Genomic DNA, 21,408 nt, shown 5'->3' on the forward strand with positions numbered 1-21,408 from the left:
GCACTTCCATCACTCAGTGAAACACCACCGTCGGATCGTCGGTGAGGAACTCCTCCGCAGTATCGCTTGGATCGCCTTCGGCATCGTGGGCTGGCCGATCCTGATTTGGGAAGTCCCGTTCTGGAAACGACTGCATTGTCGGTCTTCGGACTTCCCGCGCTCTCCGGGGGGCTCCTGACCACGACCGCGATCGCGACCAGTACTGTCAACTCCGCGGAGTTACGGCTTGAAACGCTATTCAGGACACTTCGTGCCTGGCCACGACGCCGGATGCACCGTCCACCGTGGCCGAGACAACAACGACATCACCATCGGGATCAACCGAGACGTCTATCCACCGGATTGATGTCGGGACGGACAACGTGGAACTGAACCCGGATTCCACAGCCTGGATAGTAATCTCCGCATTGTCGAACTCACCCACCAGTCTGACACGAACGGTAGACTCCTCCTCTGCGTTTTTGAACTCGAACGCGCCATCCGGAATAGCTTCGGCGACCTCTTGGGGAAGGTCGTCCCGTCTCGCTACCGTCGGTCGCGTGGTTGTGGTCCTGTCAGCGACGAAGTTGAGATTGACAGTACTCTCAGTATATCGGCCCGACGCTGTTACCCGATTTTCGTCGATCGAAAGTGAGTGATCAGCACTGGCAGATCCCAGATGTTCATCGAGCTGGCTCTCGTCTACGTCGTCGTCGGCACTGAGTGCGAGGTCGGTTCTAATCTCTCCGTCGTCTGGTTCGAACGTGACCGACGAGACTACGTCGTCGTTCGCTGAGATGAATGCCGCCGTCGAGTCGATCCGTTCGTCACCGATTGAGAACTGAGCGGGTTCGATCGGTGCGTTCCAGCCGACTAGGACGTGTCCAGTATCCGTTTCATCAATGAGAGCCGAGAAGGTATCGTCAGCTTCGACGACGTTTTCTCGACTGCCGTGGCGCGTATCTAGAACGGCTTCGACTTGCGTCTGTGACTCTGCCACGATGACTGCGGATTCACCGACAGCGACGAATCCGTTATCATCCGATTGTCTCCTGTACAACGTGTATTCCCCATCTTCTCCCACGCTCTCAAACCGGGACCGCTCGGGACCCGATCGGAGTGTCTCATCGACGTCACTCGAATCGATATCGCCCACCCCAACGGTGACGCCGTTGGTGAAAAACAGCTCCGTCGCCCCTTCAGTCGGTCGAGCTGGGTCTACGAGTGGCCCCAGACCGATGGTAGCCATCGAGAGGACTGCAGTGCCGAGAACGAGACCGCCAGTCTCCAAGGGAAACGTCAGCAGTGGGTCTGCAATACGGTCTACATTCGAGAGCGTAGATGCGAGGGCATCGTCGCTATTGTTCTGCTCGCTGGAAGGAACGATCAGCGGGAGAACGGGATTGATTCGGGAGGTATCTTCCGAGAGTGTATAATCTATGTACGCAGTGACCATCCCGTCGTCCTGTTTCGGTGCCCAATCGTATGGTCCGCTGACTTTTGCATCAGGAACGCCACAGCCCGCTATGGAGCCGATGGTCGTTGAGAGACTTACTGCTAGAAATCGGCGGCGATCAAGATTGTCCATGCGTCTGTTTCAATCTTCGCGGTGAAATTCATTGGTCTCGAAAATGGTTCATAACTTCACCAATTTGATACTGTTTCACTGAGTCAGGGAAGAGGCTTGTTCGATCGCTGACGGGCCTGTAGCAACGCGAGGACACTCCCGAACACGACCAGATATGCGCCAACTGATGCCACGAGCAGGGACTGATCGAGCACGTCGGCGAAGAGAAGATAACTGCCTACGAAGCCAATTGTGACGAGAAGACAGCCACCGATCGTCCAGACTATCGCTACCCATGTTTGCTCATCTGATGGCCGGTAGTCGTTGTAGGCTGTTGGGACGCCAACCGCGAGCAACAACAATAGCAGGAAGTCGCCGGCGATCCCTGGACCACCGACGGTCGATCAGAACGCGTCGGCTACAGGGAGGGCGATGAGGATCGAAACGACGATGACGAGGTTTTGTTGACTCGCCAACTGCCCGAACGTGATACGTGTCTCGGCCATACGTGAAGACATCCATCTGAAGCGGCCTTAATCGGGTATCCGCACTTCAATTCAGTCCCACTCTGACATAGTTCGAAGTCGCCGCTACCGCGCGTTTCTGCCCGTGAAACGCGGCGGTTCGTTTTGTATGGTCTGGGCCCATAGCCGAAACTGGCATGTCGAAGCTCAAAGCAGGCATCGCTATCGCGACTGTCGCGGCGACGCTCGCCGTCGTTGCGAGTCGTGTTCGCGATTGACGAACCGGTTGCTGTGTTGGCTGACGACGAGCTGTTGGGGTATCGCCCCCTCTCATAACGCTCCATCCCGTCCCCACTCTGTTTTGGATCACTGCTGTCGCCACTGTCGGAAGAGGAGAGTGAACGTCGCGACGACGACCCCGAACAGGATGCCCTGTACCAGCGCATCAAAATATCCCCCGCCGTTCAACAGACGTTGAGCGCCTGCGTACGTTCCTCCGGGGATCACCGCAAGAAGGAACCACGAAACGAAGACGTGGTCGTTGAGCCACGATTCTACAACCCGATATTTCTCTCGAAGAGCGGAGGGCGAACGCATCTCGATCAAGAATGTTCCGATATCGAAGAAAACGTTGTGGTGGCCGTTCGGGACGGCTCTCGATCTGGACGGTGCTTTATTGCGTCGCGACGGACGCGGTGATGTCGATCAATTCACTCTCGTTGAACTCACCGAAGACGCTGTAGGACTGGTCGTCCTGGGTCCATCGCAGGAACCCGTAGTCGCTCTCTTCGTGGGAGTAGTACCACCCGGTTTCGTTGCCGATTGACACTTCTTCGAAGCGATCGACCTCGCTGTAGTCGACGAATGTCTCGTCTCGAACGGACACGGTGACGTGTTCGTTCTCGTTCGAGTAACTCACCGTCATGGAAGTGTAGCTGTCACCGTCGACAATGCTGGCGCGATCGAACGTGAACCCGTCGGCCAATTCCGCGGCGGGGACCGAGAGCGTGGCGTTCGATTGCAGCGCGTCGTAGTCGTCGTAGGACGTGATCTCAGGCAGGTCCGGTTCGCCCGGCCGGGTCGCATCCTCGGGGACGTCGAGTTCGAAGGTCGATTCGGGGAGCTCCTCGTTCAGCGTGACGTTCTCGTAGGTGACGGTCGCGCTGTAGCTGTAGTCCTCACCGTCTGTCGCGCTCTTCATCTGGACCGGGAAGTTCGATTCGATATCGACGTACACCGTCAACGTCGTTTCGGCGTCGCCGGTCATTTCCTCGCGAGGCGTTCCTTCGAGGACGTACACGTCCGTCCCCTCGACAGTATCGGTCCCGCGGTACTCGTACTCGACGGCGGATTCCTTCGCCAGGGCCGCAAGCGTCGGGAGCAGATTCTCGCTGTTGTACTCGTACTCCTGGACTCTGTTCTCGTCTTCGTTGTATTTGACCGCTGAACTCTCGTTGATGACCGTGGTCGTGTTGTCGTAGTTGGCTCCACCGAGCCGCTCGGTGCGTTTCTGGTTGGATTCACGGTCGACGACAATACGCCGGGTTGAGCTGTACGTATCGTTGTTCGCTTCCGTTACGCTCGTCTCCGTGAACGACACTGTCTCAAGCGAGGACAGTCGATCTCGGAACGACTCGATCACGTCCTCAGCAGTCGAAGTATCCACAGCCGGATCAGTCTCCGTAACTGTGGTGGGCGATTCCGCAGCCACGAACCCGACGAGGCCACTCGTCGCAACGAGTGCGACAGCGACTACCGTCAGGAGCGGGAGGGCATTTCGTTCTCGAAACATGCACTGTGTCGTACGGCAACGATCCCTAAAACAGCGGCTGGCGGAGTTCTCGGCGGGAATCACGGCCGAAAACATATAAGGCATCGATTTGTACAGACACGAAATCCGCGGTGATGTACAGTTCGTCGAACCGTATCGTGGTCCGAATCCAGTGAATTGCGTTGAACGTATGCAAGGCCTAACCCGTCGTGAGCTTCTCGTTTTCGGCGCAACCGCCGCTGGTGTTGGCATCGCCGGCTGTGCCGAACGTGGCGAGAGCGATTCGACACACGCCGACTGGATTCCGGCGACCCAGGGTACGACGCTCACTGGCTATGTCGACTTCACCCTGTCCGAGGACGAATCTGCGATCAATCCATTGCTTCCGCTGGTGGTCCCATCCGACGAGGACGATACCACTCGCGTCCCGGACTTCCCCGACGCCGACGAGATCGCGGACCCACTCTTGCAGGTGCCGATTCGAACAGGTGGGCAAATCATCTTCACGGGTCTACTCACCTTTGGTATCGTCGGCCTGGGCTATCTGTACGATCCAGCCCAACCGAACCAGGGCGTGACCGAGTTGTTCGTCGCTGACAATGCTATTGTGGGTCTCGGTGATGTCGACACGACGCGAGTAGACGAAACACTTCGCTCCGGCGGGGACGGGCCGTTTGCGACGATAGAGTTTCAGCGACTCGGCGAATCCGAGGAATATACGCTTTACGAACCAGTCAACGATGACGGAAGTGTCGTCGCAGTCAGTGGGGGTGCCATTGTCATGAGCGAAAATGCAGATCGGACCCGAGCCGCGATCGCAGCCCACCGTGGCGAGACACCCCGCGCTGTTGACGAAAACGACACCCTCGCGTGGTTGTTCGAGACCGCCGGCTCCGGTCACCTCGTCATCGGGTGGGCCGGTTCGGTCGATTTCGAATCCTACTTCTGGGAGGCGGAAAACGCCGGCCCTTCGCCTGCGTTCATCACTGCAACCGACGACGTGATGAGTTCGCTTACGTTTCGGCCCGATGCAGCGGAGATCACGGGCGAAATGGCGATACAGAAACCGGAGGTGACAGACGAGACGCGGGACACGATCGAGAACCAACTCGGCGCGACCGGCGAGGATCGATCGCTGTCGTTCGAAGGAAATCGGGTGTCGGTATCGAGCACGTTCGCTCAGGACGCGGTGGATTTCGACTTCGTCGAGGCGACGACACCGACTCCGACCATGACGCCGGTTGAGGATCCGGATGTTCCGTCCGAGGTGGCAGAGGCCGTACCGGCAGCTGCACTCGCGTTCGAGTTCGTGCCCGAAGAGGATGCCGCCCGGGTCTCGTTCGAAAGCGAAATGGCCGTCGATCGGATCACGCTACGAGCAGTCGAATCGGGCTACGAGATATCGACGGAAACCCCGCAGGAAGGGATGTACGTGAACGTGTATCTGGCTCCTGACGGCGACGAGGTGCTCGTGACTGCGACCGTCAACGACACGACGGCACAGATCGCCAGTCGGGAGTTCCCCGGCTCGTCGACCCGAACGGAGTGACCTGGACGAGGGTGGCCGACTGTTCGTCCGTGTTTCACGGTCGGAAACGCCGTATATGGGTCTTCCTGGGTTCGACGTAAAATCCGTTCAATGAGTCGCTCGCCGACAGGCACCTCTTCGCTGAGGGGGGTACTGACCCCTGTCTTTCGATCGCCGACTGACCGACAGACGTACCGGAACCTGCTGTATCTCTTTCTCTCGTTCCCACTTGGATTACTCTACTACATCCTCGTCGTTACCGGATTCGCGTTGGGTCTCGGCCTTTCGGTCTTCGGGATCGGAATCGTGATTTTGCTGGGAACCGTCATCGGACTCCGATACCTTGGCACTTTCGAACGCAGGCTTGCAAACGCCCTTCTTCGAACAGATATTCCCGAACCAGACGACGTTGAAAGGGACGACGGTGGGGCCGTCGATACAGTGAAAGCATATCTCGGCGCCGCTTCGACGTGGCGTGGCCTGGGATTCGTTCTGCTGAAGTTCTGGCTCGGTGTCCTCTCGTTCGTTCTCCTCGTCAGCTTTCTCGCCACGGCGATCGAACTCGTTGTCCTCCCGGTGTCGCCTGCAGGCACACTCAACGTCGAGGTGTTCGGCTGGGAAGTGGCGAGTACGTTCGACACGACGACCCAGCGACTCCTCGCTGTCCCCATCGGTGTCTGCCTCGCGCTCGTCGGGTTCCCGATCCTGAACGCGTTCGCGGACGTGAACGCGTCGATTGCATCGTCGTTACTCGGCGCGAGCGAACCGAACGAGGAGACCTAAACAGTGAGATGATACCGCTATGGACAAATTGAAGTAGGTGTGTAAAACATGTTTTACTGTAAAGAGTGATTTACACCCTATGATTGGCCGCCCGATCCCGCACACCAAAACCGCTCTCGTCCGAATCGAGTACAGTGACGTTCTCCAACGGAGGTGCGGTCGTCGTGCCTGATCACGCGATCGTCGCCGACGGACTCACCAAACGGTACGGGGACGAACTCGCCGTCGATGACCTGTCCCTCTCGGTCCCACCGGGAACCGTCTACGGGTTCCTCGGCCCGAACGGGGCCGGGAAGACGACGACGATGCGGATGCTGGTCACCCTTACCGAACCGGCCGCTGGGAGCGCAGCAGTCGCCGGGGTGCCGATCACGGACCGCCCCCAGCTCACCCGGCAGATCGGCTATCTCCCGGCGAACCCGCCCGTCTTCGACGAACTCACTGCCTGGGAACACCTCCGTCATGTCGCTCGCCTCCACGGCATCTCCGACGACGTGGCCGACGAGCGCATCGAAGGGCTGCTCGATCGGTTCGACCTCCGTGCCGACGCCGACAGGCGTATCGAATCGTATTCGACGGGAATGACCAAGAAGGTCGGCATCATCGCCACGCTGTTTCACGATCCGGACGTGGTGTTCCTCGACGAGCCCACGAGCGGGCTGGATCCGCGTGCGGCACGGACCGTCCGCGATACCATTGCCGAGTTGGTAACCCGCGAAATGACGGTCTTCCTCTCGACGCATATCCTGCCGATCGTCGACGAGCTCGCCGACACGGTCGGTGTCATCAACGACGGCCGGCTCGTGGCGGAGGCCTCGCCCGAGAAACTCAAAGCCCGTGCCGACGAGTCTCCGGATCTCGAATCCGCGTTCCTCGCGGTGACCGACGAACGGGACCCTTCGAGCACCGAGCAGCCGAAGGCAGACGGTAGCAATCCGACCGCAACGGGAGTCCGGACCGATGGCTGACGAATCGTCTACACCCACTGTGGCGACGTCCTCGATGCCGTCAAGGACTCGCGGTCGTGAATCCGCCGACGGTCGGGTCCTGGGCGACCGGGTTCCATCGCTTCGCCAGACCTGGGAACTCACCCGAGTGGACTTGCTTCGGGGCTATCGCTGGGTCCGACAGCAAGATTTCTGGCTTGCGTTCACTGTCCTGATGGGTATTTTGAGTGTGTTCTTCCTGCTGGAAACGTACGCGGCGGCCAAGACCGTCGGATCGACACTCGCTACCGGCGCGGCCCCGCCAGCGTGGCTCGTGATGGCGACGAGCGTTCTCTGGGTGTTTCTGACGGTGCTGCTCGTGGGTGACGGACTGGGCAGCAACGGCGATCTCGACCACGACGGACACTATCTGACGATCCGTCCGGCTGCCGACGTCGTCGGTGGGAAACTACTCGCGGCCGCCGCCAAATTCTCGGTCTACACGATCGGACTCGGGGTGGCTGCCGCAGCAGGATTGATCGCCGGAACTGGCTCACCACTCCCCGTACTTGGAATCGCCGTCGCAGCGGCGATCATCCCAGCGACGGCCGCGGCAGTCGGGTATCCGATCGGGTTCGCACTCAAAGGGTTCATCCGTCGCTCGAAGAACCTGCAGCGGCTGACGACCGTGCTTGGCGTCGGCCTCGGGATCGCATATGTCACGCTCTCCGTCACGGGAGAGTTGCTGACCGTCGTCGACCGATTGCAGCCGGTACTGGAATCGGCCCCGTTAGCCTGGATGGGGCACCTCGCAGTGGCCACGACGCCGGGAGCCGCCGTCGATATGACCGATGTTCTGGTCCTGCTCGTCCTCGCGCCGATCGTCGTCGTCGGTGGGACGATCCTGTCAGTGTCGGCCGCCCGCTACGCGTGGTTGGCAGAGGGGGCACCCAGCACGGACAGCGAGGAAGGCCCACTCCCGACTGCTCCGGAGTCTCAACTCGACGCTATTTTCGATGTGAGCTGTCGTGCACCGGCGACCCGTGGCGTTGCGAGTACGACGCTTCGCCGGGCGGTCCGATCGCCGTACCAGTTCGTGTTCGTCGCACCACCGCTCGTCGCCGGAATCGTCTTCGTGGAAGGTGCCGTCACGACTGGCTCGGTCCCGTGGTACGTGCCGTGGTTTGTCGTCTGGTACGGCGCCTGGGCTGCCGGTGCCGTGCTGCCGTTGAATCCACTGGGCAACCAGGGGGCGGTGCTCCCGACGCTGCTGACGTCACCGGCGCGAGCCCGGCACGTCGTCCACGGCAACGTTATCGCGGCCACGATAGTCGGCGCACCGCTGACCGCAGCGGTCGCCGTCGGCGCAGGGTATCTGGCGAGCAGTTCGGCCCCGGTGATGGCCGGGCTCGGAGTCGCCAGTGTCGTCGCAGTCACCGTGAGTTCGATCGTCGCGACCGGCCTCGGATCCGTGTTCCCGCGTTTCGAGGCGATCAGCTTCGACGGGTCTCGACAGGCCGTCCCGCCGAGTAAACGTGCGTATAGCCTCTTTTCGCTCACGTTGAGTTTGTTGGTGATCGCTGTCGCTGTCGTCATCGACGAGACGGCGCGAGCGATCGGTGCGATCGTCCTCTCGGGGTGGCTCCCGTTCGGCATCGAGATCGGTAGCCAGACGCTGGGCGCGATCGCGTCGGTCGTTCTCCTCGGAGGAACCATTGGAATCCCGATCGCCTACCGGGTCGCGATTTCGCGCATCGACGCGTATCATGTCCAGTGAGAACGGCGACCACACGACGGCAGTTTTATTAGTGGCTGTAAAACACGTTTTACTACCAAGGAATCCTCCATGACACCATCCATACCACAGGTGAGACTCACCCGACAGCGGTACAGAGCGATCGTGTATGGAATCGCTGGCGTAGCCGTGGTGGCTCTGTTGGCCGGTATCGCACTCGATCAGCACGTGCTCGGGGCTGTCGTCTACCTGGTGGGCGCGTGGATCGGTGGCGGTATCGCCGTTCTCGCACCGAGATGGAGTGACAGAACGCTCCAGGACGAGCGAGACTACGAGTTACACAACCGTGCAAGCGGGCTGTTAGTCGGTCTTGCGATGGGATTCGGATTGAGCGTGCTTCCGGTGCTGTACGTTCTCGATGCTGGCGGCACCGTCGAAATCACGGGCATCGTCTCCGGTGTCGTGATCACGTTGTCAGCACTCTTCCTGTTGTACGGCGTGTGCTTCGGAATCGTCAAACGCCGCACCTGACCATGCAAAACAATCTCTCGGAGCGACGGACGGACGAAGGGCTGAGTCAGGGCGAGCTTGCTGAAGTAGTTGACGTGACTCGGCAGACGATCAATGCGATAGAACGCGATCGATACGATCCCTCGTTAGAACTCGCGTTGAAACTCGCGATCCATTTCGATTGTACGGTGCAGGATTTATTCCACTTACCACCGGACGATAGACCCACTCCATCTTCAGACACATCGTCAAATGAAACAGTCGGTGGATGAAAACGGCGAACCGCACAACCGTTTCAGTTCGAGAAACACATCCCAGAACCCTCTGTCTTCCCGGCACGCATCCGATAAAATGGGTGATGAGTCGGATAGAGACGTGAAGCCAGCGTCTTTCAGCCCTTCTTCGAACGTCCATCGGGACAGTCCGGCCGCTTCGGCCGCACGTCTGACCGAGAGGTCGTCGAGAACGTACCGACCCACCGCGGTCCCCAGTTCGTTCGAGGGTACCCACTGGAAGAGGCCATCGTACCCATCTTTCGGGTCCACGGATCTAATAATCTATCGCGGAGGCGGGAGCACTTCTCGATTCAACAAGTCCCTCGCCCTCTCACAATCTGTGATGGAAACGGTAATTCATCTGTTATACTGGACATTTGGCGAGGGTTTGGCTGCTGTTATCTCTCACTACATGTACAATCCTGCCATAACTCGGGCCATTGGCTCCCACACGCTTCCTTCAAGCCCAAGACGACCTTGTCTTGGTCTGTATCCTCTTCCGACACTATTTATCGAAAATACGATATTTGGTGGTGCAGAAGCCTTCATAGACCCTCTACTACCAGATCTCGATTTGTGACGACTCTCACCATCGTTTGAGGAATCAGCAAAGAATATTCGACACCTAGTGGATGATTGATAGGGTCAACTCAAATTGAAATCTGCCGAGTTAGGCCTTGAGACCTATTCTGCATCACCGCCGAAAATACGATAGCAAAGCCCGTGTCGACACGCGTGACCACGTCCACCCAGGTCCGGATGCACCGACTCCCGGCGACGACGCGTCCCATCCGGCGGAATGGCGTGACGTGTTGTCGATGGTCCTCAGCGAAATCGAAGATCGACAGCGGGCTTTCTGGACCGAATAAGCGGCTGGGTCAGCTCTGCTCGCTCTAGTCAGCTTCCATATCGATGGGATTCTCACTGAATCCAGTGAAACAGTATATCCGGTAGGCAGATTGATGAGTGGTACTGTGCTAGATAGAGGGCGCGTACCTTGCACGACGGGTATGGATACCCGGGAACAGAATCAACTGGTTACTTCGGACCTTGCCACCGGGCAACCTCGCCAGTTGCACTGTCGACAGTCGCATACACAATGACTTCGTCGCCCTCTGGCTCTACGGCTGTCTCGAGAATTGTCCCAGCACCGACTGGCTCGTCGCTGGTCAGCGAACCGACGCGGTCGGTGAACAGGCTCGCCTCCTGTGGTTGTGCGACGAGTGTCTTGGCGTCCGTGTCTGCAACGACTTCGATCGTGAGTGACCCGAAATCGCCAGAATCAGGCGACTCGTAGCTAAAGGACAGCACATCTTCCGGAACCGCCTGGCTGGCCGCTGTCTCAGACAACTCGTCTGTGGGGACGGACAAAGTCGTGAGTTCACCGGCCGCACCTTCGCCGTTGACCGCAAAGACGGTCACTGAGTCCCCGTCCGGATCAACTTGGACTGCTACACTGTCATCGGCGCTGACAGACCGCTCCTGTGGCTCGAACTCGGTGTATCCGCCCGACTCAGCCTCTACACGGATCCCTGCCGCGTCGGTCTCTTCGGTGACCCCCACCCAGAGTTCATCGAACTGCTGGCCAGGTAGTGGCTCATACTGGAACGTCAGCGACTCTGGCGACACCAGCTCCGCAGCCGCTGCCTCCGATAGTTCTTGCCCCGCTGGGTCATCACTCAGTTGTTCGACAGTGTAGGTCCCAGTAGCGGTGATGCGGTTGTCGCTCACCTCGACTGATCTCGACCCGTCGACGGCCGCTGTCCCGAACGACGTCTCGATTGTCTCCTGCCTGTCTTCACCGAGGTCGGCCACGGCAAGGGCGAACTGCGACTCGAACGTGTCCCCGCTCGCGTTGAAATCCGCTGCTGCGACCATATTCTCGCCAGAGCGGGGCCTGAACTGCAGGTCAGCGTCGGGTTGGAAGTTCCCGAACAGTTCCTTAGCTGTTGCTGACCCAAATTGACCGACCACGAGGTCACCGGACCCGGCCTGTTCGAGTAGTTCCGTCGCGGTTTCATCAGTCTCGAAGACCCTGGACTGGTCCCCCTCTCCGACGGCAATCGTCTTGTCGAGTCGGCTGGCGTCTGGCCCGACGATGACTGTCTCGTCCGTGACTGCTACTGCAGGTGGATCGTTCACCGAATCGGGAACCTCAACGGGCTCGTATCGGTCGTACCCACGGTCTGTGCTGGTTTGTTCGTAGGCAACACCAAACGTTTCGTCTGTCGGCTCGATCAATCGTTCATCTAGTTGGTCGGTTGCGAAGGATCCCTCAGCGATTATGGTCTCATTGGTGACAGTGACCTCGCTCACCGTCGAGTCGGACGTAGCCGTCGGGCTCACGGCCTGGGCGAGCCCAGCAAACGAAAGCGACAATCGGCCAACTCCGACAGCCGCCCCGCCTATGACGAGCGGATACAGAGCCAGCGGATCGTCGACGGGCGGCTCCGAAGAGCCACTGGAGTCAGCTACGGTGTCGCCGGGGAAATTGTCCAGATTAGCGTAGGCAAAAAACAACCCACTTTGGTCTGTTGTCAGCCACTGGCCGTAGGGCAGGTCGCCCGCCGGCTCGAACGTGTCCGTCGAGGAGTCGTCGCCCGGAGTGCCCTCGGTTGGAGTGCCCTCGGTTGGAGTGCTGTCAGCTGAATTGTCGTTTGCTTCTTGATCGTTATCACCGCTGCAACCGGCAAGTGCTGCTGTCAGGGCGCCCATCCCGAGCAGGAATCGACGTCGACTCTGGCTCGTCTGTGTCGCACGGTCATCGTTGTCGTTGGTAAAGCGTGGGGACATACTGGTGAACGTCTCCTCGACATATCTGAAAACTATTCACTTAACAGCCCCGTACCAGTGTTTCACGTTGAGCAACAGCCTCACTGTAAACATAATTCATACACCACATATATCACGTAATAGAATCCATCCCACAGTTTCAGTATCCGCACCACTGTCCGCGGAGACATGTGCATATACACGCCACAATCAGCTATGCCTGGAGGAAGACGCTCGGACTCAGCGGCGGTCCGGATTATTCGATTATGTGATAGCATTTGGTACGCCATTTAGCAGAAATCGGTACTATAGTCGCTAAAGAAGGTGATCTATACAATAGTAACGTCAAGCAAGTGGTTCTAATATATAACACATCGCCTGTTAGCTGGCCCTTGGCTCTTCTGTCGCTCACAGATCCCTGAGTGACGACATCCACTCGTCGTTTTACGGATCGATCGGCCCGTGTGACGCGCTCGGAGGCCCACAGCAGGGTGGAGTCCGATGACGGGGCAACCACCCAATTGACGGGTGATTTTGCGGTGGCAAGCAAGAGACTCACTATGGATATTCGATCAGCGACTGCATTCTGACGCAGCCAGGATGACACTATGTTTTCGTCAACTTGGAGACGGCCGGTGGGCGCGTCGGCTGGGGGAAGCTACACTCAATGGCGAGGGCTCGGCCGAAGATTCATTTCGAATTGCCGGCGCGCGGCAACTCTCGGCATCACCCGTTCTCGGAGCGGTTTTTCGACGACGGTGGGCTCTTTTATCGGGCTCCCGATCGCGTATGTATGAGTCCACACCACGATCACGGTGTCGACGAGGTGGGGGTCGCCCTCGTGACGATATCAACTTCACGGACGAAAGCGACGGATGCTGCCGGTGATGCCATCGTCGCGGTGGCCAAGGACGCACCCGACGTGACGCTTTCCGATCGGCGACTCGTTGGCGACGATGCCGACGCAATCGATGCGACGATCGGTGACCTCGTTGATGACCCGACCGTCGACGCGATTGTCACGACGGGTGGGACAGGGATCACGCCGGACGACGTGACGATCGATGTCGCCGAGGCTCGCTTCGACGCCGAACTACCGGGATTTGGCGAACACTTCAGGCGACGGTCGATCGAGAACGTCGGCACGCACGCGATTGCGACCCGGGCGACCGCTGGCGTCACCGACCAGACTCTGGTTTTCTGCTTGCCTGGCAGCAAAGACGCCGCTGTCCTCGGGGTCGAGGAAATCGTCGTGCCGGAAGTCGCCCATCTCGTCGCGATGGCAACCCGCTAGATCAGGTTCGGCCGAACCTACAACACTGCTGGCGGTCAACGCCCATGTATGACCGAAGAGTTCACCCATGTCGAAGATGGGGCGGCCGACATGGTCGACGTCGGCGAGAAACCGGCCTCGAAGCGACGCGCAGTTGCGGCCGGATCGATTGCTCTTACGATCTCGACTGTCGAAGCGATACGCGAAGACGCCGTCGGGAAGGGCGACGTTCTCGCGACGGCCCGCATCGGCGCGATCCAGGCCGTCAAACACACCTGGGAGACAATCCCGCTCTGTCACCAGATCCCGATTACGAACGTCGACACGGCGTTCACCGTCGACGACGAGGCCGTTCACCTCCGCGTTGCCGTCGAGACGATCGGCCAGACCGGCTGCGAGATGGAGGCCCTGCAAGGCGTGACGACGGGGTTGAACGTCGTCTGGGACATGGTCAAGGCCGCCGAGAAAGACGCGGATGGTGACTATCCCGAGACGGCAATTCGAGATGTCCGGGTCGTCGAGAAGACCGTCGAACGACTCACCACAGCCGACGAGACAGGCTGATCGTTCCGGCTGTCTTCGATGATACTCGACTGTACCGCTTAGTCGTCTGTCCTCGGGGTTGGCACCTCGCGGTCGGCGTACTCGGGATTTTGCACCCATTCGCCGTCATCGCGTATCATGTACTCGCCGTAGTAGGGAATGCGTTCGGCGACAGCGGTCTCGAAGGCCGCGCGGATTTCCTTCCGGGAACACTCACCCAGCGAGACGCGCTCCTCGGGGCGGTTGAGACACCCCATCAAGTAGCCCTCCGGCGTCACTCGCACCCGGTGGCAGCTGGCACAGAAGTCCTCGTTGCCGACCGGATCGACGATCTCGACGATGCCAACGCCGTCGACCGCTTCTACTGGCGGGCCATCGCCTGTCGCGTCGGCCCTGGCGGCACCCGCCGGGACGTGGTAGCGAGTCCGGTCGTGCATCTCGCGGGACTCGATATCGACTGCGAGGTTGGACAGCCAGTCGTGGACGCGTTCGATTTCGATGGCCCATTCGGGATTCCTGACGAGTTCCGGCATGAACTCGATGAGTTGCAACACGAACCCGTCCCGGCCCGCGACGTACTCTACCAGATCGGGAACGTGTTGTGCAGTCTGCTCGAAAACGACCGCGTTGAGCTTGACGGGGTCGAGCTCGGCCTCGCGCGCGGCGTCGATCCCGGAAACGACCTGGTCGGACGCCCCGGCGTTCGTCAGGTCGGCAAACGCGGCGGGGTCGATCGCGTCCAGCGAGACGTTGACGCGTTGGAGGCCGGCCGCGGCAAGCCCTTCGGCCCGATCCGGGAGGAAGATGCCGTTGGTCGTCATCGAGACCTCCAGCGCTTCGGGCGCGCGCCGGACGATCGCTTCGAGATCGGTACGTAACAGCGGTTCTCCGCCGGTGAGCTTGACGGCGTCGACGCCCATTTCGGCCGCCACATCCAGAATGCGGACCACTTCAGCAGTCCCCAGCTCGTCCTCGCGGGGGGCCATCGGGCCGCGGGTGTCGCCGAGTCCCTCGTTGTGGCAATACACGCAATCGAAGTTACACCGGTCTGTCAGCGACACCCGGATCCCGGTGAGCTCCCGATCGAAGCGGTCCGCGAGCATGTTCTATACTCTGTGATCCAGGTACCTAAAAAGGCGCGCCAGTTCTACACACCCGGTAGGCAGACCGAACATGGTCCCGACTCGTTTTTTGCCCGGGGGCACTGACCTCTGCACATGGCTCATAGTCACGGAGCCGGGTTCCAGTCGGTGACGCGACTTGCCGACGCCCGCCAGCAACTGCTGGAACTGATCGTGCCACACGACTGGACTGACGCCGTCTCTCCGGACGACGCTATCGGTCGAGTGCTCGCTGCGTCGGTCGACGCACAACGACCTGTTCCGCACTTCGAGCGTGCGGCAATGGATGGGTACGCTGTCCGGGCTGCCGACACGACGGGCGCAGCCAGTCGGTCCCCTCGACGGTTGAGGCCCGCCAATGGGGCGCTTTCGGCCGGCGATGCCGTCCGCGTCCATACCGGACAACCGATTCCCGACGGTGCGGACGCCGTGGTCATGATCGAACACGTCACCGAGCGGGACGAAGATATTGCCGTCGAGACGGCTGTTGGGCCTGGCGAAAACGTTTCCCCGGTTGGTGAGGATATTCCTTCGGGCCGGGAGTTGTTCGACGCGGGACATCGACTCGGGCCGGCCGACGTCGCGCTTCTCGACGCGACGGGCGTGACCGACGTGCAGACCAGGGAAGCGCCGACGGTCGGGGTCGTGCCGACTGGCGAAGAACTCGTCGCGGCCGATCCCGACCCGGGCGAAGTTGTCGAGACCAATGGGACGATGGTCGCCGGACTGGTCGAGCAGTGGGGTGGTCAGGCGACGAAATCCGAGATCGTCACTGACGACGCTGACAGGCTATCCGATGCCATCGCGAGTCGAACCGATCGAGATCTGCTCGTGACCACCGGTGGCTCTTCCGTGGGCGAACGAGACCTGTTGCCGGCGGTGATCGATTCGATCGGCGAGGTGGTCGTCCACGGTGTCGCGATCAAGCCCGGACATCCTGTCGGGTTCGGGACTGTCGATCAGACGCCGGTCTTGGTCCTGCCGGGCTATCCGGTCTCGTGTTACGTCGGTGCCGTACAGCTACTCCGGCCGGCACTGGCCCGCGCCGCCGGACGCGATCTGCCGTCGATCCATACTTTCGACGCGGAACTGGACCGCAAGATAGTCAGCGAGCCGGGCGTTCGAACCTTCGCGAGAGTGCGCCGAAGCGAGGACGTCCCTGAGCACATCGAACCGATTCGGGTTGCGGGCGCGAGCGTACTGTCGAGTGTCACTGATGCCGATGGCTGGGTGGTCGTCCCCGAGTCCGTCGAGGGGTTCCAGGCGGGCGAGACTGTCCCAGTCGAGGACTGGCGGGCTACCCGCTGACGTCCTCAACGCCCCACGCGATTCGGTCCCAGAGGCGCTCGTACCCGTAATAGGTCCCCGTTTTGACGACGTTCGTGACCAGTCCGATACTGAATGCCTGGTCGAGTTCTCCGGTCACCGCCAACGCGACGACGATGGTAACGAGGACCATCACCGTCCGGTAGAGCAGCGTCTTCACGAGAGCTCGCGAACGAGCCTGTCGAGCCCGTTTTCGGAATATTGAGCGGATCGACATACATGGAAGCATTGCCGCTGAGTACTCGAAAGTCTCGATGAACCGATTCTCGGGAACGGGGCGCGGCATCGCTCCCCAACGCTATCGCTCGTGAGCCCAGAAATCGTCCTCGACGGTCACTTCCTTTTTGAACAGTGGGACCTCGTCTTTCACGCGATCGATGGTGTCCTCAACTGCTCTGAAGGCCTCGGCCCGATGTCCGGCGAGGACGACCACGTAGACGACATCTGCACCGGCTTCGACGACGCCTGTCCGGTGATTGACTAGCACTTCGAAGACGCCCTCCCGGTCGGTCAACTCCTCCCGGATCGTCTCGACGCGCTCGGCGGCGATCTCGTCGTAGCGCTCGAATTCGAGGGATTCCGTCCGGGCGTCGTCGGGGCCATTTTTCGCACGGACGCGGCCGGTGAAGGTCGCGATCGCACCAGCGTACTCGGCCTGTTCGGATTCAGCGGCTCGCGCGATTAGCGCTGTCAGGGTCTCGTAGGGGTCGACCCCCTCGATCGCCTGGACGGCCGCCTCTAGGTCCACGCTGTCTGCCGAACTTGCGGACAAGAGTGCCTCGCCGGCGTGCTCTCGCCCACCGAGTGCGATTGCCGGAAGCGCCGTGTCGCTGTATCCCTCGACGAGCACGTACTCGTAGTCGGGCGCGAGGTCGTCGAGGGTATCCCCGAGCGTTCGGTCTGTTCCCGTGGCGAACCACGTTCCATCACCCTGGATACCGTAGGTTTCGGTGGCGCCTGCCTCCCGATGGCGTGCGGTGTCGGTTCCGGCGGTGTCGATATCGGGCGGACACCGTAGGTGCTTGACCGTCGCGACCGGGCCACGGTCGGCGAGTAGCTCGGTCAGGCGCTCGACCAGTGTTGTCTTGCCTGCGTCGGAGGGGCCAACAATCGAAACCGGTTTCATCGTTTCTACTAGAGAGAGCACTCCGCTTGAACCTGCTGGCGAAAGTGTCCGGCCGAACGCGTTCACCAGCGTGCTTTTCGGCGCCCGGGGCCTACGAGATCCTATGACAGAGCGCCAGGAACTGCGCGAACTGGTGGCACCCGAGGACGCGCGCGAGGCGATCGCGGCCTTCGAGGCCCCTGATCGAGTCGTGACGATCCCGGTCGAGTCCGCGTCCGGTCGCGTGCTCGCCGAACCGATCACAGCGCCGATCGACGTTCCTGGCTTCGATCGGGCGGCGATGGACGGCTACGCCGTCCGGGCGACGGACACGACGGGGGCCGGGGAGACACATCTTGTCGAACTCTCCATCAGTGGATCGCTGGCGGCCGGCCAGCAACCAGCCGGGCATCTCGAGCCGGAAACGGCCATCGAGATCGCCACCGGCGCAGTCCTGCCGCCCGGCGCGGACGCCGTCGTGAAAGTCGAACGCACCGAGCGCCGGGGCGAGACCGTCGCCGTCGAGCAGGCCGTCCCACCCGGGACAAACGTCGCGCCCGCGGGCAGTGACGTCGCGGCCGGTGATCGCACGCTGAGTGGCGGCACGCGACTCGCGCCGCGAACGCTGGGGCTGCTTTCGGCGATCGGCCGTGAGACTGTCCCTGTCCGTGCCCGCCCGGACGTCGGCGTCATTTCGACCGGTGCGGAACTCGTCGCTCCCGGCACTGATCTCGATCACGCCGCCGGACAGATCTACGACGTCAACGAAACCACTCTCTCCAGTGCGGTCCGGGCGGCGGGCGCGAAACCGGTCCCGTATGGCACGGTCGAAGACGACGAGGACGCGATTCGCGAGACGGTACAGCGAGCGGCCGATGCGTGTGATCTCGTCCTCACCTCCGGGTCGACCAGCGCCGGCAGTGGCGACATGCTGTACCGGATTGTCGCGGAAGACGGCGAACTGTCCGTCCACGGCGTCGCGATCAAGCCCGGCAAGCCGACGGTCGTGGGCCGGTACGACGGGACGCCGCTTGTCGGCTTGCCTGGCTATCCCGTCTCGGCACTGTCGATTTTCCGGTTGCTGGTCGCGCCGACGCTCCGCCGGTGGACGGGCACCGATCGCGACACAAAGACTGTCGACGCCCGACTGGCCGTCGAAGAACGGTACGCCGAGGGACGCCACCGCGCGCTGCCGGTCGGATTGATTCGGGATGGCGCGGATGAACTCCTGGCCTATCCCGTCGACCGGGGCAGCGGCGCGACGACGAGCCTGGCCTATGCCGACGGGGTCGTCGAAATGGCGGCAGACACCCGTGTGCTTTCGGCCGGCGAAGCTGTCACCGTCGAGCGGTTCTCGACGGCTGATCGACCCCCCGCCCTACTGGCGGTCGGGGAGTCTGACCCCGGGTTCGCGGCCGCGATCGCCGGGATCGACGCCACCCGTTATCGCACAATCGGGGCCCGCGGCGGTGCCCGCTGGCTCCGGGACGGCATCGCCGACGTCGCCGTCCTCACCGGCGATACCGACCGCGAGGACGGCCAGACGCTTGCGACCTGGACGCGTGAGTGGGGCCTGGTCCGTTCCGCGGACGCTGCCGACGTCGAATCGATCGAGGAGCTAGCTGTCGGGGACTATCGGTTGGTCAATCGCGACCGCGAGTCGGGGCTGCGAGCGGCCTTCGACGCAGTGATCGACGAACGGTCTGATCCCGAGGCACTGCGTGACGCGATCGACGGCTACGACGTGGCGGTCCCGGGCGTCGAGAGCCCTGCCCGCCGCGTCGCCCGCGGTGACGCCGATGTCGGGCTTGGCCTGCGATCGACCGCGAGTGATCTTGGGCTGGCGTTCCTGCCGCTTGGTACCCAGCGCGTGCGTGCCGTCGCAGCGACCGATCGAACCGGGAAATCCGGAGTCGCTTCTCTGGTACGGACCCTCGACGATGCTAGTTTCCTTGCCGGCCTGGATGGCTATGCATCCGACTGACGACGCGACGGCGGTCGTCCTGGCCGGCGGGGAGAGTCGACGCTTCGCCGATGGTCCGAAAGCCCTCGCTGCCGTCGACGGGGAGCCGATGCTCGAACGCGTCGTCCGGGTGGCTGCATCAATTACTGACGGGACGCCGATCGTCGCCGTTGCCTCGACCGACCAGCGTGAGGGCTATGCCGACGCCCTGGATACAGCCGTGCGGTTCGTCGTCGACGACGGCGATCGCGCGGGGCCGCTCGCGGGGCTGGAACGTGGCGTCGCTGTCGCTGACTCGGCGTGGCTGCTCGTCCTCGCCTGTGACCTTCCGCTGGTCGACCCGGGGGTACTCTCGTGGCTTGCGGACCACCATTCCCCGGAAATCGACGCGATCGTCCCGGAGACCGGAGGCGAGACACACCCGCTACACGCGTGGTATCGCCGGCCGTCGATGGCCGAGGCGCTCGCCGCCTCACCGGCGACGAAACGCGTCCGGGACATCCTCGATCGACTGGCAGTACGGACGATTCCGGCGGCGAAACTCCCGGCCGAATCCGATCTTGCGCGCTCGGTCAGGAACGTCAATACGGTCGCCGAGTTGCGACGCGTCCGACGGACCGTCGAAGACGGGCGCGCGGATGATGGGTCGGCCAATCGATAGATCACTGACGCTCACCGACGCCGAAGATGTTCGATGAAGACTATTAGGCTGTACTGATCCATTGAGTGTCTGTGCAGCGTCACGCGAGCCGAGCCGAACAGGGTGATCCCGATCTGCAGGCTGCTGCCCGCCGTCTCCGCGAGCGGGCAGAGCGTGAGAAGCGGCGCCAGCTTGCAGTGGCCCGCCGGGACGTCGATGACCGCCACCACGAGGCCCTCGAACAACTGGCCGACCAACTCGTTGCGAGTCTGCTTTCCCGGCCCCAGGCAGCGCTGGCGCTGGCCAGCGAGCGTGGGGACGAGGAACTCGCGGAGACACTGCTTGACCTGTACGATCTGGAATCCTAATCAGTCCGCATCGGGATTCCCTGGCGGGGAGGTCCGGCGCTCGCCGTCGGTTTCGAGACACTCAGCGAGCAGTTTCCGCTGTGCCGCCGCCAGGTGTTCGGTGAACGTCGGCGTCGCAATCCCGAGGTCGTCGGCGATCTCCTCGGCGCTCGCTTGCCGTGGGTACTCGAAGTACCCCTTCTCGTAGGCCGTCCGGAGCACTTCCCGTTGGCGGGACGTCAATTCGTCCGGATCAGTGACCCACAGCGAGCCGGCATCGTTCTCCGGCGGTGCTCTGACCAGTTTCCCCACCTGGACGTCATCGTGGGTTTCCCGTAGCGCCGAGACGATGGCGCGTATTCCGTCGAGGTTCCGGGCGAGGACCGTCACGAACAAGGTACCGTCGGCGGCCTGGACGTTCCGGACGGTACAGCCCTCTCGCTCGATACACTCACAGACACAGCCCCGACCGGGTGTGCGCGCCAGTCGGTAAATGGTCCGGCGGTCGTCGCTGAATATAGCTGTCGCGTCGCCGAGAGAATCCGGCCGATCGCCGTCTCGGACGGTAAACTCGTCGTGGACGCGCCCCTCAGCGTCCGGGACAGCACTCCGTGAGACCGACGCGATCGGCCCGCACCCCCGGGAGGCGGCCGCCACGTCACACTGCCGTGGATCCTCGACGACGAGCTCGGCCCGAATTCCCTCCATTATCTATGTGTACAACCGGACGATCCATATTTCATTTGGGCCGAACTGGTTCGGGGTGGGCCGTCGCTCTCT

The 21,408-nt window shown here is 61.5% G+C and carries 22 protein-coding genes; 12 read left to right on the forward strand and 10 right to left on the reverse strand.

Annotated features, from left to right (window positions below; all coding sequences use genetic code 11):
* Positions 1–13: 13 nt before the first annotated feature.
* The 5 genes from HZR20_RS14630 to HZR20_RS11985 all read right to left on the reverse strand — a co-directional run bounded on the left by HZR20_RS14630 (position 14) and on the right by HZR20_RS11985 (position 3,802).
* Entirely contained in the window at positions 14–136 is a 123-nt protein-coding gene (locus HZR20_RS14630; RefSeq protein ID WP_258560440.1) for a hypothetical protein, read from the reverse strand.
* Positions 137–238: 102 nt separating this feature from the next.
* On the reverse strand, positions 239–1,567 hold the full coding sequence (locus tag HZR20_RS11970) for a hypothetical protein (RefSeq protein WP_181686975.1): 1,329 nt from the start codon (positions 1,565–1,567) through the stop codon (positions 239–241).
* A gap of 83 nt (positions 1,568–1,650) precedes the next feature.
* Entirely contained in the window at positions 1,651–1,908 is a 258-nt protein-coding gene (locus tag HZR20_RS11975; protein ID WP_181686976.1) for a hypothetical protein, read from the reverse strand.
* A 468-nt stretch (positions 1,909–2,376) separates the two neighbouring features.
* Positions 2,377–2,607, reverse strand: coding sequence for a hypothetical protein (locus HZR20_RS11980; protein ID WP_181686977.1), 231 nt, complete (start codon positions 2,605–2,607; stop codon positions 2,377–2,379).
* Positions 2,608–2,683: 76 nt separating this feature from the next.
* Positions 2,684–3,802: an outer membrane lipoprotein-sorting protein gene (locus HZR20_RS11985; RefSeq protein WP_181686978.1), complete on the reverse strand. Its 1,119-nt coding sequence runs from the start codon at positions 3,800–3,802 to the stop codon at positions 2,684–2,686.
* Between the two features lie 169 nt (positions 3,803–3,971).
* Between HZR20_RS11985 and HZR20_RS11990 the strand changes: the two genes are divergently transcribed.
* From HZR20_RS11990 to HZR20_RS12015, 6 genes are all read left to right on the forward strand, one after another.
* Complete coding sequence (locus tag HZR20_RS11990; RefSeq protein WP_181686979.1) at positions 3,972–5,330, forward strand: hypothetical protein; 1,359 nt, start codon at positions 3,972–3,974, stop codon at positions 5,328–5,330.
* A gap of 90 nt (positions 5,331–5,420) precedes the next feature.
* A complete protein-coding gene (locus HZR20_RS11995; protein ID WP_181686980.1) occupies positions 5,421–6,092 on the forward strand; it encodes a sensor domain-containing protein in 672 nt (223 codons plus the stop codon).
* Positions 6,093–6,256: 164 nt separating this feature from the next.
* Positions 6,257–7,060, forward strand: a complete 804-nt coding sequence (locus tag HZR20_RS12000) for an ABC transporter ATP-binding protein (protein ID WP_181686981.1) — start codon at positions 6,257–6,259, stop codon at positions 7,058–7,060.
* Positions 7,061–7,094: 34 nt separating this feature from the next.
* Positions 7,095–8,795, forward strand: coding sequence for a hypothetical protein (locus HZR20_RS12005; RefSeq protein ID WP_220132770.1), 1,701 nt, complete (start codon positions 7,095–7,097; stop codon positions 8,793–8,795).
* A gap of 150 nt (positions 8,796–8,945) precedes the next feature.
* Positions 8,946–9,284 (forward strand): DUF2178 domain-containing protein, encoded by a 339-nt coding sequence (locus HZR20_RS12010; RefSeq protein ID WP_309484932.1) that lies wholly within the window; start codon positions 8,946–8,948, stop codon positions 9,282–9,284.
* A 2-nt stretch (positions 9,285–9,286) separates the two neighbouring features.
* Complete coding sequence (locus HZR20_RS12015) at positions 9,287–9,535, forward strand: helix-turn-helix transcriptional regulator (protein WP_181686984.1); 249 nt, start codon at positions 9,287–9,289, stop codon at positions 9,533–9,535.
* A 1,041-nt stretch (positions 9,536–10,576) separates the two neighbouring features.
* Here HZR20_RS12015 and HZR20_RS12020 read toward each other — a convergent pair.
* Positions 10,577–12,331 carry a hypothetical protein gene (locus HZR20_RS12020; protein ID WP_181686985.1) on the reverse strand — a complete coding sequence of 585 codons (1,755 nt, stop codon included), beginning with the start codon at positions 12,329–12,331 and terminating at the stop codon, positions 10,577–10,579.
* Positions 12,332–13,103: 772 nt separating this feature from the next.
* Here HZR20_RS12020 and HZR20_RS12025 point away from each other — a divergent pair.
* Together HZR20_RS12025 and moaC are read left to right on the forward strand one after the other, a co-directional pair.
* Positions 13,104–13,604, forward strand: a complete 501-nt coding sequence (locus HZR20_RS12025) for a MogA/MoaB family molybdenum cofactor biosynthesis protein (protein WP_181686986.1) — start codon at positions 13,104–13,106, stop codon at positions 13,602–13,604.
* Positions 13,605–13,652: 48 nt separating this feature from the next.
* Positions 13,653–14,147, forward strand: coding sequence for a cyclic pyranopterin monophosphate synthase MoaC (gene moaC / locus HZR20_RS12030; protein WP_181686987.1), 495 nt, complete (start codon positions 13,653–13,655; stop codon positions 14,145–14,147).
* 38 nt (positions 14,148–14,185) lie between these two features.
* On the opposite strand, the gene moaA is transcribed toward moaC, so the two are convergent.
* Positions 14,186–15,229: a GTP 3',8-cyclase MoaA gene (gene moaA / locus HZR20_RS12035; protein ID WP_181686988.1), complete on the reverse strand. Its 1,044-nt coding sequence runs from the start codon at positions 15,227–15,229 to the stop codon at positions 14,186–14,188.
* A gap of 114 nt (positions 15,230–15,343) precedes the next feature.
* On the opposite strand from moaA, the gene HZR20_RS12040 reads away from it, so the two are divergent.
* Positions 15,344–16,555 (forward strand): molybdopterin molybdotransferase MoeA, encoded by a 1,212-nt coding sequence (locus HZR20_RS12040; RefSeq protein WP_181686989.1) that lies wholly within the window; start codon positions 15,344–15,346, stop codon positions 16,553–16,555.
* Here the strand turns inward: HZR20_RS12040 and HZR20_RS12045 are convergent.
* Both HZR20_RS12045 and HZR20_RS12050 read right to left on the reverse strand, forming a co-directional pair.
* Positions 16,545–16,859 carry a DUF2061 domain-containing protein gene (locus HZR20_RS12045; protein WP_309484933.1) on the reverse strand — a complete coding sequence of 105 codons (315 nt, stop codon included), beginning with the start codon at positions 16,857–16,859 and terminating at the stop codon, positions 16,545–16,547. The two genes, HZR20_RS12040 and HZR20_RS12045, sit on opposite strands and share 11 nt — an antisense overlap.
* Before the next feature lie 12 nt (positions 16,860–16,871).
* Entirely contained in the window at positions 16,872–17,699 is an 828-nt protein-coding gene (locus tag HZR20_RS12050) for a molybdopterin synthase (RefSeq protein ID WP_181686991.1), read from the reverse strand.
* Positions 17,700–17,802: 103 nt separating this feature from the next.
* Between HZR20_RS12050 and HZR20_RS12055 the strand changes: the two genes are divergently transcribed.
* The 3 genes from HZR20_RS12055 to HZR20_RS12065 all read left to right on the forward strand — a co-directional run bounded on the left by HZR20_RS12055 (position 17,803) and on the right by HZR20_RS12065 (position 20,649).
* On the forward strand, positions 17,803–19,662 hold the full coding sequence (locus tag HZR20_RS12055) for a molybdopterin biosynthesis protein (RefSeq protein ID WP_181686992.1): 1,860 nt from the start codon (positions 17,803–17,805) through the stop codon (positions 19,660–19,662).
* On the forward strand, positions 19,649–20,302 hold the full coding sequence (gene mobA, locus HZR20_RS12060) for a molybdenum cofactor guanylyltransferase (RefSeq protein WP_181686993.1): 654 nt from the start codon (positions 19,649–19,651) through the stop codon (positions 20,300–20,302). Before HZR20_RS12055 ends, mobA begins: the two co-directional genes overlap by 14 nt.
* Positions 20,303–20,373: 71 nt before the next feature.
* Positions 20,374–20,649, forward strand: coding sequence for a hypothetical protein (locus tag HZR20_RS12065; protein ID WP_181686994.1), 276 nt, complete (start codon positions 20,374–20,376; stop codon positions 20,647–20,649).
* Here the strand turns inward: HZR20_RS12065 and HZR20_RS12070 are convergent, their stop codons facing one another.
* Entirely contained in the window at positions 20,650–21,336 is a 687-nt protein-coding gene (locus HZR20_RS12070; protein ID WP_181686995.1) for a helix-turn-helix domain-containing protein, read from the reverse strand. It lies immediately after the preceding gene.
* Positions 21,337–21,408: the final 72 nt, after the last annotated feature.

This window comes from Halorhabdus salina (assembly GCF_013839425.1).
Taxonomy (GTDB): Archaea; Halobacteriota; Halobacteria; order Halobacteriales; family Haloarculaceae; genus Halorhabdus; species Halorhabdus salina.

Coding starts and splice junctions, on each gene's coding strand:
- HZR20_RS14630 (WP_258560440.1), bottom strand. CDS start 136: ATGCAGTCGTTTCCAGAACGGGACTTCCCAAATCAGGATCGGCCAGCC.
- HZR20_RS11970 (WP_181686975.1), bottom strand. CDS start 1,567: ATGGACAATCTTGATCGCCGCCGATTTCTAGCAGTAAGTCTCTCAACG.
- HZR20_RS12045 (WP_309484933.1), bottom strand. CDS start 16,859: ATGCCGCGCCCCGTTCCCGAGAATCGGTTCATCGAGACTTTCGAGTAC.
- HZR20_RS12025 (WP_181686986.1), top strand. CDS start 13,104: ATGAGTCCACACCACGATCACGGTGTCGACGAGGTGGGGGTCGCCCTC.
- HZR20_RS12055 (WP_181686992.1), top strand. CDS start 17,803: ATGACAGAGCGCCAGGAACTGCGCGAACTGGTGGCACCCGAGGACGCG.
- moaA (WP_181686988.1), bottom strand. CDS start 15,229: ATGCTCGCGGACCGCTTCGATCGGGAGCTCACCGGGATCCGGGTGTCG.
- HZR20_RS12020 (WP_181686985.1), bottom strand. CDS start 12,331: ATGTCCCCACGCTTTACCAACGACAACGATGACCGTGCGACACAGACG.
- mobA (WP_181686993.1), top strand. CDS start 19,649: ATGCATCCGACTGACGACGCGACGGCGGTCGTCCTGGCCGGCGGGGAG.
- HZR20_RS11980 (WP_181686977.1), bottom strand. CDS start 2,607: ATGCGTTCGCCCTCCGCTCTTCGAGAGAAATATCGGGTTGTAGAATCG.
- HZR20_RS12050 (WP_181686991.1), bottom strand. CDS start 17,699: ATGAAACCGGTTTCGATTGTTGGCCCCTCCGACGCAGGCAAGACAACA.
- moaC (WP_181686987.1), top strand. CDS start 13,653: ATGACCGAAGAGTTCACCCATGTCGAAGATGGGGCGGCCGACATGGTC.
- HZR20_RS12040 (WP_181686989.1), top strand. CDS start 15,344: ATGGCTCATAGTCACGGAGCCGGGTTCCAGTCGGTGACGCGACTTGCC.
- HZR20_RS11990 (WP_181686979.1), top strand. CDS start 3,972: ATGCAAGGCCTAACCCGTCGTGAGCTTCTCGTTTTCGGCGCAACCGCC.
- HZR20_RS11995 (WP_181686980.1), top strand. CDS start 5,421: ATGAGTCGCTCGCCGACAGGCACCTCTTCGCTGAGGGGGGTACTGACC.
- HZR20_RS12015 (WP_181686984.1), top strand. CDS start 9,287: ATGCAAAACAATCTCTCGGAGCGACGGACGGACGAAGGGCTGAGTCAG.
- HZR20_RS11985 (WP_181686978.1), bottom strand. CDS start 3,802: ATGTTTCGAGAACGAAATGCCCTCCCGCTCCTGACGGTAGTCGCTGTC.
- HZR20_RS12005 (WP_220132770.1), top strand. CDS start 7,095: ATGCCGTCAAGGACTCGCGGTCGTGAATCCGCCGACGGTCGGGTCCTG.
- HZR20_RS12070 (WP_181686995.1), bottom strand. CDS start 21,336: ATGGAGGGAATTCGGGCCGAGCTCGTCGTCGAGGATCCACGGCAGTGT.